9 protein-coding genes and 1 pseudogene are annotated in these 12360 nt (G+C 41.7%); 5 read left to right on the forward strand and 5 right to left on the reverse strand.

Translation table 11 applies throughout. The annotated features are described in order from the left end of the window. Window positions 1-139 precede the first annotated feature (139 nt). Both M3234_RS29275 and M3234_RS11535 read left to right on the forward strand, forming a co-directional pair. Entirely contained in the window at window positions 140-1861 is a 1722-nt protein-coding gene (locus M3234_RS29275; protein WP_285858406.1) for an ABC transporter ATP-binding protein, read from the forward strand. Between the two features lie 329 nt (window positions 1862-2190). After that, window positions 2191-2517, forward strand: a pseudogene (locus M3234_RS11535) (redoxin domain-containing protein); the annotation flags it as partial. A gap of 88 nt (window positions 2518-2605) precedes the next feature. Here the strand turns inward: M3234_RS11535 and M3234_RS11540 are convergent. Next, window positions 2606-3718 (reverse strand): Gfo/Idh/MocA family protein, encoded by a 1113-nt coding sequence (locus M3234_RS11540; protein ID WP_262304867.1) that lies wholly within the window; start codon window positions 3716-3718, stop codon window positions 2606-2608. A gap of 142 nt (window positions 3719-3860) precedes the next feature. Between M3234_RS11540 and M3234_RS11545 the strand changes: the two genes are divergently transcribed. From M3234_RS11545 to katG, 3 genes are all read left to right on the forward strand, one after another. After that, a complete protein-coding gene (locus M3234_RS11545) occupies window positions 3861-5276 on the forward strand; it encodes a PQQ-dependent sugar dehydrogenase (protein ID WP_262304868.1) in 1416 nt (471 codons plus the stop codon). A 74-nt stretch (window positions 5277-5350) separates the two neighbouring features. After that, window positions 5351-5482 (forward strand): hypothetical protein, encoded by a 132-nt coding sequence (locus M3234_RS29280; protein ID WP_285858407.1) that lies wholly within the window; start codon window positions 5351-5353, stop codon window positions 5480-5482. Window positions 5483-5985: 503 nt separating this feature from the next. Next, window positions 5986-8202, forward strand: coding sequence for a catalase/peroxidase HPI (katG, locus tag M3234_RS11550; protein WP_262304869.1), 2217 nt, complete (start codon window positions 5986-5988; stop codon window positions 8200-8202). A gap of 65 nt (window positions 8203-8267) precedes the next feature. On the opposite strand, the gene phaC is transcribed toward katG, so the two are convergent. From phaC to M3234_RS11570, 4 genes are all read right to left on the reverse strand, one after another. Further along, entirely contained in the window at window positions 8268-9344 is a 1077-nt protein-coding gene (gene phaC / locus M3234_RS11555) for a class III poly(R)-hydroxyalkanoic acid synthase subunit PhaC (RefSeq protein ID WP_262304870.1), read from the reverse strand. Window positions 9345-9515: 171 nt separating this feature from the next. Next, window positions 9516-9920: a hypothetical protein gene (locus M3234_RS11560; protein ID WP_262304871.1), complete on the reverse strand. Its 405-nt coding sequence runs from the start codon at window positions 9918-9920 to the stop codon at window positions 9516-9518. 277 nt (window positions 9921-10197) lie between these two features. After that, window positions 10198-11265, reverse strand: coding sequence for a Ger(x)C family spore germination protein (locus M3234_RS11565; protein WP_262304872.1), 1068 nt, complete (start codon window positions 11263-11265; stop codon window positions 10198-10200). Beyond that, window positions 11262-12353 carry a GerAB/ArcD/ProY family transporter gene (locus M3234_RS11570; protein WP_262304873.1) on the reverse strand — a complete coding sequence of 364 codons (1092 nt, stop codon included), beginning with the start codon at window positions 12351-12353 and terminating at the stop codon, window positions 11262-11264. Before M3234_RS11570 ends, M3234_RS11565 begins: the two co-directional genes overlap by 4 nt. Window positions 12354-12360: the final 7 nt, after the last annotated feature.

The raw sequence follows: 12360 nt of genomic DNA on the forward strand, positions 1-12360 counted from the left end.
AGGACATTTTTTATTGTTGATAATTCCGAGTAGTTTAGTATATATTATATGTAACAGTGAAAAGTATATTAATAAAATGATTATATGTCAACTTAAAAAAATACAATAATATTACTACTAGAAATTGAGGCTATTCGACATGGACAAATTATTATCAGTCAACAATTTGCATATCTCTTTCCTGTCTAATCATGAAGTTTTCGAAGCGGTCAAAGGGGTTACTTTTGATGTCCGCAAAGGAGAAACACTCGGGATTGTGGGTGAATCCGGTTCTGGGAAAAGTGTGACGGCTAGGACAATCATGCAGCTGCTTCCTTCTCCCCCGGCCTTGATGACAGAAGGCTCGATTGAATTTGACGGAAAACTTATCTCTACTTTTATAGATAGTGAAATGGAAAAAATCCGCGGTAAAGAAATCAGTATGATTTTTCAGGATCCGATGTCGTCATTAAACCCTACCATTAAAGTAGGTAAACAAATCGATGAAGTCTTAATCAAACATCAGGGGCTTTCCGTAAAAGAAGCGAGGAAAGAATCTATCGAAATGTTAAAACTCGTCGGCATAAAAAACCCGGAAGAACGCTACGATCAATACCCGCATGAGTTTTCAGGAGGTATGAGGCAACGGGCCATGATTGCCATGGCACTCACCTGCCGGCCAAAGCTATTGATTGCCGATGAGCCGACTACCGCTCTCGATGTCACGATTCAAGCGCAGATTTTACGGTTAATGAAAAAAATGCAAAAGCAGTTTGGCACATCGATCATCTTAATTACCCATGATTTAGGGGTTGTTGCCGGGATGTGTGACCGGGTTGTTGTCATGAAAAATGGCGAAATCGTCGAAAGGAATACCACGGATAAGATTTTCTCCTCACCGGAGCATCCTTATACTAAAAAGCTTTTGAACGCCCTGCCTCGGTTAGATGAAAAGAAACATCCCAAGGGTAATATCGCTTTACCCGAAGATATCAATCCGGGACGCCCGTTAATTGAGGTACGGAAATTAAAACAAGTCTATCCGCTTGGCGGCGGAAGAACGTTAAAAGCGGTAGACTCGATTAGTTTTTCGATACAGCCAGGTGAAACGCTAGGGCTCGTTGGGGAATCCGGCTCTGGAAAATCGACAACCGGCAGACTGTTATTACGTTTGCAAGAGGCAACGGAAGGAGAAATCCTTTATAAGGGGATGGCGGTCAACCGATTAAATAAGAAAGAATTGAAGCAGCTGCGCAAGGAAATTCAGATTATTTTCCAAGATCCTTATGCTTCACTTAATCCACGCATGAAGGTGCTGGATATTATCGGACATCCCTTGGATATTCATAAATTGGTAAAAAACAAAGCCGAACGAAGAGAACGAGTTAACGAGTTATTGGAACTTGTCGGGTTGGAAAAAGAACATGCGGATCGATTCCCACATGAATTTTCAGGCGGTCAGCGGCAGCGGATCGGAATTGCCCGAGCGCTTGCGGTTAATCCGAAATTCATTGTATGTGATGAACCGTTATCTGCGTTGGACGTATCCTTGCAGGCTCAAATCGTGGACTTATTAAAAGACCTGCAGAAAAAGCTAGGGCTGACCTACTTATTTATCGCCCACGATCTTTCGATGGTCAAACACATCAGCGACCGTGTGGCTGTGATGAATGCCGGAAAAATTATTGAACTTGCTGAAAGTGAAGAGCTATACAGCAATCCGCTCCATCCGTACACGAAATCGCTGCTGGCTGCTGTTCCGGTTCCCGACCCTGCAGTCGAGACGAACAAACTAAAGCAAGAAATGCCGGAAATGCCTCGTTTTGATTTCAGTCAATATGCTTTGCAAGAGGTGAAACCCGGGCATTTTGTGCTAGCCTAATTTTGGGGGCCTGTACTTCCTGCGCATGTTAAAAAAGCAGGAGGAACAGGCCCTTTTCGGCATAAAGCAATGATATTGATAGATGATTAGGTTTACACTACAATTATAGGGATATTGCCTTAAATCATGATAGTAAGGAGTTTAACATGAAGCCGAAAATATGGATATTGTTCCTCGCATCCTTTCTTCTATTATCTGCGTGCGGACAAAAAACACTCAGCGAGCCCGTTACATTATTAAATCAGGACCTGGACGAAGTAACATTTCCTCAAGAAAAACCGACGGTATTCTTTTTTATTACGTCCTATACCTGAGGACTTTGTGCACAGCAGCTGGTTCAGTTGCATGGAAATCTCGATAAGTTTGAAGACATGGATGTTCAAATGTACATTATTAGCAAGGATTCACCGGAAGAACAATACCAATTATATAAACAACTGGAAGAAAATTATGGTCACAGCCTCACCTTTGTTTCCGATCCGAATTTTGAATTAATTGAACTTATGGGGATGAAAAATGGTGATGTCGCTTATAGGGGCTACGCAATGATGGACCAGGAGGGTAAGGTTGTTTTTAATAGGATCAACGACCATTGGGGAGAGCAGATTGACAAAACTGCTGACGAACTGAAAAAAGAATATAACGACCTCAAATAGTCCAATAGATATAACAAAGCTAAAAGTTAAACAAAAAAAGTGCCCTAAAGCATATGGGCACTTTTTTGACCTATTTGATCAATCCCGCTCATTTCGACGATTGTCTGATTTTTTCTTGTAATTTTTCGTAGTAAAGATCCGCATTTACAGGGAAATCAACGCTCTGGTTCATCCAGGATGACAAATAAATCGCATTGGCAATTTCTACACTATGTAACCCATCTTCACCAGGTGCAAGCAGAGGTGTTCCTTGCACAATGGCATGGATCCAATTTTGAATGATTCCTAGATGGCCTGGATTATTACCATCCACTGGTACATCAATTCTATTGGATTCCGGCATTCCAAAGCCGCCTTTATATGTGGCGTTAAATTCTCGTTCTGATTGTGCCAGTTTGTAAAAAGTTAGGGCGTTATTTTCTACTACCATTTTTCCGCGGTCGCCGGCGATTTCAAAGCGATTCGTTCCAGGAGCTTCCCCGGTTGAAGCGATAAATACGCCTGTCGCCCCATTTCCATACTCCACATAGGCAGTCACATCATCTTCCACTTCAATATCATGATATTTGCCATAGTGACAGAATGCATGAACACGCTTTATTTCAAGGCCGGTTATCCATTGCCACAAGTCCAGTTGGTGTGGAGCTTGGTTTAACAAAACGCCGCCCCCCTCCCCTTTCCAAGTCGCTCTCCAGCTGCTTAAATCGTAATAGCTTTGGGACCGGTACCAATCTGTGATGACCCAATTGGTCCGTTTTATTTCCCCCAGTTCCCCCGCATGAATCAGTTCCCGTAATTTTTGATAGAGCGGGTTTGTCCGTTGATTTAGCATAATCGAAAATACCTTGCCGCTCTCTTCGGCCGCCTCATTCATTTCGATGACATGCTTGCTATAGACCCCTGCCGGTTTTTCAACGAGAACATGTATCCCGTTGGCAAATGCCTTTGTGGCTAATTCTGGATGACTAAAATGGGGTGTCGCAATAATCACCGCATCAATCCCTGATTCTTGAAAAAATGCATCTTCATCTTGGTAATATTGGACATTTCCTGTCACTTGCTCTTTCATATCAGCAAGCTGCTGATTTCGGCCGCAAACCGCCGTTAACACTGCACCCTCTATCAGGCCCTTATCCAATTGAAGCGCATAGGTCCTGCCCATATGACCGATTCCAATTACACCGACTTTTATGTTCCTCATCATATTACCTCGCCATTCATCATACTTTTTATCCCAATAGTTCGTTCGATAGGAACAGCTTGGATAGCCTAATCTGTACTAATGGAACACTTCTACTCATATTCTAAAAAAAAGAATACCATAAAAAGGAGTGGAAAGTTAGGTGATAAAAGTTAAAGTTCGGCTACGGCCCATCGTTAGCAACATCAATTTACCGACGGTTTTGAAAACAGCGATCCTCCCGGGTGACTCTGTTGAAAGATTATTTATTGCCACCCAAGTTGGCGAGATTTATTACATAGACAATGGCGTGATCAAGTCCTTTTTAGATATTCGCCCGCGAATCATTAAACTAGGCACTTCCAACGGCGGTTATGATGAACGGGGCTTGCTGGGACTAGCGTTTCATCCCCAATTTACTTATAACGGCCTATTTTATCTTCATTATTCAGTTGTCAGATCGCAAGGACCGGGTTCTCTGACTGCTTCTTTTGAGCCTAACCCGTGTGATCCAAACACCTTAAACCTAAGGTGGACAAATCGAGAAACCCAATTTGATCATATTGATACAGTGGAAGAGTGGATTTTGCAAGATAATGGCCAGCCGCAAAAACGACGGACATTGCTTAACTTAAGAAGACCATTTATGAATCATAATGGTGTCAATAGCTTAAACTTTTCGCCTGAAACGGGAAAACTTGTGTTAACAACCGGTGATGGCGGATCAGGCTTTGATCCATTTAATTTAAGCCAGGATAATCTAGAAATCGCCGGTAAGATTATCGAAATTGATGTGGTTAAGAATACATTTATCTCTAATCCACCTATCGTCACCCGTTTTGATGAACTCCCCCTCCCCATTCAGGAAACGCTTACGGTCATAGCCAAAGGGGTCCGAAATATACCAGGCATTTCCTATCAAAGATTTTATAATCAGTATGTCAAATATGCAGGACAAGTCGGCCAGGAACTGGTAGAATCAATTTTTTCATTCGTTCATTATAAACCTTTTCCGGTTAAACAGCTTGTCAACGCTTCTTTAAGGAATATCGAATCTATCGAGGAAGGGTTAATAAACTTGGGCTGGCGCGGATGGGAAGGCACTTTTCCTACTCCGATTATCAGGCCATGCCCTGAAAACCAAACTTCTGATGCTAAAACGATTGCCTATTACAATGAAGTGGTGGTAACCGCACCGAGACGTCTTCCGCCTTTAACTAGTTATTTTCATCGGGATCTCCGGGCCGATAAGTTTGCCGGAACCGCACTTACTGGTGTGCAGCCCTATATGGGCACTGGAATCCCCGCTTTGACGGGAGGCGTTGTGTTTACGGATATTGCGCGGAGAGGAGAATCGGGGTCTCCTACTAGGGGGGTATTAGCTTATACCAGGGTAAGAGCGGATGGCAGACTAAATGATTTTAGCGTAATTGAACCCGATGATCCTTTTGGTTCACAATCTGCTTATTATGTCAGCTTGGGAACAAATCGGGGGCAGACCAGACTGTATTTAGGTGTTTATGGCTCGATGACCGTGACGAATTTTAATCAAGGCACTGTTTTTGAAATTGTTCCGTGATTCATAAAATTCGACTGCATGCAAAACATAAATGAGAATCATTTGAACAGAATATAGCTTTGGAGGTGATAAACATGGGTGAAAACACAAAGATTTACCAGAACGTACAATTAGGCGGACAAAAGTCTAATGAAAAAGGTGAAGGCGATTCGAACCATAAGCGTTATGACTTTCCGGATAAAGAAGAACTCAAGAAAAGAAAATAGTAATGGTAAACCCAGATTGTACTAGTATCTCTGTAGAGTAATTTTAATTTGCATAAGTTGTTCGGATTCCTTGATTTAAAGGATTTTTCGAGCAACTTTTATTATTTTCAGGATTTCTAATCGATTATCCCATAAGACTTGCCTTATCTCTGTTTATTTCATTATAATGGAAGTACAGGAAAATTTTAAATTTTCCCACATATTTTCATCCATTCAATTATAGCGACGATCGTCTACTATTTTCATTACTTCACCTATGAACTTCATGATTTTGAAAACCTTTTCACCAGCATCATTGGCCTACTTAAAGCATACTGTAAAAATTTTCATCCTCATTTCCCAAACATATTTCTTTCAATTTAGATTCATAATTTATTATAATGCTAAATAATAATTATTATAATGATTAATTAATAATTATTATAAATTATAGTATCTTAGTTTTTTAACTAGGATACATAATTATATACTATTAAATTTACATAGGAGGAGAGAAAAAAATTATGGATACTAAAAACAATGGCAACATCGAGGGTTGCCCATTTCATGGCGGTGCGACTAGCGTAAAGTCTAGCGGTACTACAAATCGGGACTGGTGGCCCAACGCGTTAAACTTGAATATTCTCCGTCAGCATGATAAAAAATCTAACCCAATGGGAGAAGACTTTGATTACGCGGAAGAATTTAAAAAGTTAGACTACGCCGCCCTTAAGCAGGATCTTCGCGAGCTTATGACAATCAGTCAGGATTGGTGGCCTGCTGATTATGGCCATTACGGACCTTTCTTTATCCGTATGTCCTGGCATGCTGCCGGTACATACCGTATTGGTGACGGACGCGGCGGCGGCGGAACAGGCAACCAACGTTTTGCACCGCTTAACAGCTGGCCTGACAATGCCAGCCTTGATAAAGCCAGACGACTTCTTTGGCCAGTTAAGCAAAAATACGGCAACAAAATTTCTTGGGCTGACTTGCTCGTTATGGCAGGCAATGTGGCGATTGAAGACATGGGCGGTCCAACCTTAGGTTTTGGAGCAGGACGTGCAGACATTTGGCATCCGGAAGAAGATATCTATTGGGGAACTGAAACGGAATGGCTAGGCGATAAGCGTTACACCGGCGACCGTGAGCTTGAGAATCCGCTTGCTGCCGTGCAAATGGGGCTTATCTATGTCAACCCAGAAGGCCCGAACGGGAAGCCAGATCCGATCGCAAGTGCCAAGGATATTCGTGAAACCTTTGCCCGAATGGGAATGAACGACGAGGAAACGGTTGCCCTTATCGCCGGCGGCCACACGTTCGGCAAGGCACACGGTGCAGGTGATGCCTCTCATGTCGGCCGGGAGCCAGAGGCTGCCCCTATCGAAGCAATGGGCTTGGGCTGGCAAAATTCATATGGCAAGGGTAAAGGCCGCGACACCATCACCAGTGGCATTGAAGGTGCCTGGACTGCCAATCCGACACAATGGGATAATGGTTACTTTGAGCTATTGTTTGGCTATGAATGGTGGCTGACAAAGAGTCCTGCAGGTGCATGGCAGTGGCTGATTGTCGACCCTGCTGAGGAGCATCTAGCTCCAGACGTAGAAGATCCTTCGATTAAAGTGCCTACAATGATGACCACGGCTGACATGGCCTTGCGTCATGATCCAGAATACGAGAAGATTGGTCGTCGTTTCTATGAGAATCCGAAAGAATTTGCCGATGTATTTGCTCGCGCCTGGTTCAAACTATTACACCGTGACATGGGGCCAAAAGCAAGATATCTCGGTCCAGAAGTTCCAGAAGAAGATTTCATATGGCAAGATCCTGTACCTGCTGGCAATTACGATTTAACAGAGGCTGATGTAACTGAGCTTAAAGCTAAAATTTTAGACTCCGGACTTACCGTCAGCAAGCTGGTAACAACTGCTTGGGCTTCTGCGAGCACTTACCGCGGCTCCGATCATCGCGGTGGTGCCAATGGTGCCCGTATCCGCCTTGCTCCACAGAAGGATTGGGAAGTCAATCAGCCGGAACAATTGGCTCAAGTTCTTCAGGTGCTAGAAGGCATTCAAAAGGAATTTGAAAAAGAAGTCAGCTTGGCCGATTTAATTGTCCTAGGCGGATGTGCCGCAATTGAAAAAGCGGCCAAAGATGCAGGCTTTGATGTTACGGTTCCTTTTGCGCCTGGACGCGGCGATTCCACCCAAGAGCAAACAGACGCAGAAAGCTTTGATGTGCTGGAGCCTGTAGCTGATGGTTTCCGCAACTACCAAAAGAAGCAGTATAGCGTAAGTCCGGAAGAGCTTCTGATTGACAAGGCGCAGCTATTAAACCTAACTGCACCTGAAATGACAGTTCTTATTGGCGGTTTGCGTGTTCTGGGCACAAACTACGGCGGCACTGCACACGGTGTATTTACTGATCGTGTCGGCCAACTTACGAACGATTTCTTTGTGAACCTGCTTGACATGGGCGTGGCTTGGAAGCCAGTGGATGGAGTTGTCTATGAGGGACGCGAACGCAAAACGGGTGAAGTCGTACGTACTGCCACTAGAGTGGATCTCGTGTTTGGTTCAAACTCGGTTCTTCGTTCAATTGCTGAAGTTTATGCTCAGGATGATAATAAAGAGAAGTTTGTTAAAGACTTTGTCTCTGCCTGGGTTAAGGTAATGAACGCTGATCGCTTCGATCTTAAAACAGCTGACGTTAAGAAAGCTCAACTAACAGGTAAATAGAAATGTAAAAAGAACCGCCGTCAGTTTTCGGCGGTTCTTTTTTTATTCAATAAAACTTGAAATATTTAGTTAGAACGCTCTGCTAACCAGTTGCCAATCGTAGGATACGTTATTTTATTTGCCTGACTGCCAAAGGTAATGGAAGTATGGCCAACCGGTAAATTCTTGTATTGTTTATCCTGGCTAGAGATAGCGCCCATTAATGCTTCCACCATATGCGGCTGGGCAATTATGTCGTTTTGTCCTGCTAGATTAAGGACATTGGCCTTGATATTCTTCAAATCGACTTTTTGGCCGCTTACAACAAGCTCCCCTTTAATCAGCTTGTTTTTCTGGTAGAAATCCCTGATCCACTGACGATACGCTTCACCTGGGAATGGAATGCCATCGTTTAACCATTTTTGAAGCAGCTTAAAACTTTTTACGAACTTTTCATTGTCCGCACGATCCACAAGACTGACATAAGGTCCATAGAAGCTTGCCATTGGTTTGATTAGTTTGTTGCCAAAGTCGATCATTGTAGGTGGAACAACCCCAAGTGTGTCTACTACTTTATCAAGATCAAAAAATTGCTCGTTTAGCATGGCGCCGTAAGAGCCTGAATTCTCAAAATTAAACGGAGTTGTCATAAATACAAGATTTCGAATAGGCAATTCAGGATGCAATGCTGCAAAAATAGACGTCATTGTACCGCCCATGCAATACCCAAGAATGGACACTTCTTCCACATTAGACTTTCTCATCACTTTTTTTACAGCCCGCGGGATGTAATCCATAATGAAATCATCGAGTTTCATATTCCGGTCTTCATATCCAGGGGTGCCCCAATCCAGAAGGTAAACATCAAAACCCTGATTAACCAAATATTCTATTAAGCTGCCGCCTTTTGTTAAATCTAGTATATATGGTTTATTAATGAGCGCGTAAACCATAAGCAACGGAATTCTGTGTTTTTTCGGCTGGTCAGAAATGTAACGATAAAGCTTCGTTTTATTTCTCGTCCAAACGATTTCCTTTGGTGTTGGTGCTACTTCTGGTTCAGCATCGGTGGTTAGCACTTGGGTAGCCCGGTATACACGCTTCAGTATATGCTGAAATTCTTTAGGGTACAGATTGGTGTACTTTTCCCAATCTTTGGTCATAGGAACACTAATGACAGCTCACTCCTTTTCAGTTTTAACGTTATACAAACCACATTAATAATTTACATCTATATGAAATTTACATATATAGGCCGTCTGTAGACTTAAATCGTCGACCCGTTATGTAAGCCACGTCTTTATATAAAAACATGGCACCGGTATTTCCACTTGTTAATTTGATCCTTCCGACGCCTTTAACAATGCAAGAATTTGATTCACTTTATTTTCAAGACTCTTTATATCCTTTTTGATGGAAACCATTTCCTCTTGGAGGCTGGCAACATGAGGTTGATTTGCGCTGCTTTCTTCCAACAATTCTTCTAAGTTATCAACTTTTGCATCCACATTGACAATCATGGAAGAAAGACTGGCCAAATCGTTACGCGATGGAATGTTTACTAATTCCAGGTACTTTTCCGTACTTTCATCGATCATTTTTTTGAACATTAGATTCATTTCCATGACTTGAGCAATTCCTTGTGATGGAAAATTCTCCGTGATCCTCTCATCAAACATATTTGTAGACTTTGAATAGAAATCCTTCCACATATCAAAAAGGTTGGTTTCCAGGCTCATTGTTCTTCTCCCCTATTCGTAAAAATTTAACATTCTTATCATACTAATTACTGGAAAATAAATGAAGGAAAAACATTCGAAATTATCAGAACAAATTCTTACATTTTTTGACAAAATCCGAAGAAAATTTGCAATCAGCGATGTACATGTTCAGTATCAATCAATGATTACATTACAAGTAGCTTCCAATTTTGATCCAAAAGCAACAAGAAACTCAGTTTAAGAACATAACCGCCATCAAATCGACGGCGGTTACTTTTTACCTGCCAGAAAAAGGCTACTCGACTACACCATGTCCAATCAATTTAACATCTGCCGAAACCTCAAATTTCGCATTTTTATATTCTTCATTCCATTTTTTGTAATCAAAATTTCGTGTCCTTGTTTTGGCGAAGTGGCCAAAGCCGACCGGGTCAATATTCTTTCTTTGAAATTCCTCAATCAACATTTTGCATTCCTTTGAGATTTGTTGTGCCAATTTGTTCTCAATTTCTCGAATCTCGCCTTTCTCAAGGATCCTTTCCTGATGCTCGGTAAGATCTCCCTTTAATTTAATCTTAATCGAGAATGTATAGGGATTCCTTCCTTTCAGTCTTATGTTTTTCTTTAACCCAATACTTTTGACAGTCGATTCTCCATGAGCCTCCTTCACTTTCACGACCCCCAATGTGTGATGGTCTACAAGGAGCTTGAAATAATACATTTTATTCTCATGGAGAATGTCAACGAGCTTTTCATCTTTAAAAAGCGCTAATCCAGATATCGTCACTAAATTACGACTACTCTTCTTAAGCATTGGTAAATATGGATCCATCCCTTTTTGGTAAAACGCAGCCAAAAATCGATGAAGATTGGTTAAAGGCAAATTTTGTTGCTCCATATTATGTTCTAGTAACTGTGTCAGGTATTGAGCGTTTCCACGGTCACCATATTTTCCTTTAAAAATATCAATCGCTTTCCCATTTACTACAGCCAATTGAACCCTTGCACCCACACTTGGATCCCGCAAAAAGACGTCTAAAGTATTAATAAGTCCCTCACGCGCGACATCCTCTCCAAAAAGGGCAATATCAAGACTGCCGCTGACAATTGGCTGTGATGCTTTTTTCTGCATTTCAGATACCAAATCCCGGATCACTTTTCCTTTGGCCTTAAAAGTAAAATTCCCGAATGACTTGTCTGGCTTAAACACGGGGATCATGATACTTCCAAGGAACTGTTTCTCACTTTTATCAATTCCGATGCCAGTGGCAATATTTACATCATCAATCACCTTTTTTTCTACACATCCAGGCAGGATTGTCAAACACAACAGTAACGTTACAATAAGGCAGGATTTTTTCACTCCGCTTTCACCTTCTTTTTGATCAGCAGTAAAAGATAGAGAAGAGGTGTGTAAATATAAGCTAAGGAAAACCCAACAATTGCCGTATAGTTAAAAAGGACGTTTAGTCTTTCACGAGTAGGAATGAGCACCACAATAACCAGACACACCAACGCAATAAAAATAACCGATTTTTTTTGATTAATATGAAAAATGCGTTTGGTCACTCTGCTGGCTGCCCATAAGGAAAGGGCTATACTTGGGAGCATAATCAAGGTCCAATTGGCAATTCCCAAATACTCAAACCTCTCAATTATTGGAAGCCGGACAATTTTCCACATTTCCAATGTTGCCCATATTGATTTTTCAAGCAAACCCAGCGGAAAATAGGCAAAGGTTATAACTGCTAAGGCCGTGTAAATGAAAATGGTTGACAAAAGCCCGATATGAACAAATTTCTTTGATTGTTCAGGGTTCTTAATAAAAGGGTAAAAAAACAATAAAATGCCATATCCCAGGTAACTGAGTGACATGTGGTAGCCGCCTTTTACTAGTTCAATAAAGGAATGGTCCATAATCGGCAACAAGTTGGTAAAATCCCCGTACTGTAAGGCAAAACCAAAAGAAAAAAGTAAATAAAAAGGTATAACCATTCCGAAAAACGAGGTTCCTGCTACGGTCCGAAAGCCTCCGAAAACAATATAGATTCCTAAAAGTAAATAGACAGCTCCGAACCAAAACGGACTTAAACTTTGAAACATCCAAGTACGTATAATTTCATAAAGGCCGCCAAGTGTCCCTGCACACGTAACTGTATAATAAAAGATAAAAAAGGTATTTATGCTATTGCCGATTATTTTTCCAAATAAGTAAACATTGGCATCCAGTATATCACCATTTACGGTCTCACAAATCTTATACATCATCCACACGATGATGTGGATGGTTAATCCCGCCCCAATAACCGATATCCAGGCATCTGTGCCGGCATCTTTGGCAATAATGCGCTGAAAACCAAGGACTCCTATTCCAATCTGCATCGAAACAATGACATACGCGGCCATAAATGGTGATATTTGGAGTCTCTCCTGGATGGATCCCTGCATCATTGCTTCT

The organism is Neobacillus niacini (genome assembly GCF_023715785.1).
Taxonomy (GTDB): domain Bacteria; phylum Bacillota; class Bacilli; order Bacillales; family Cytobacillaceae; genus Neobacillus; species Neobacillus niacini_E.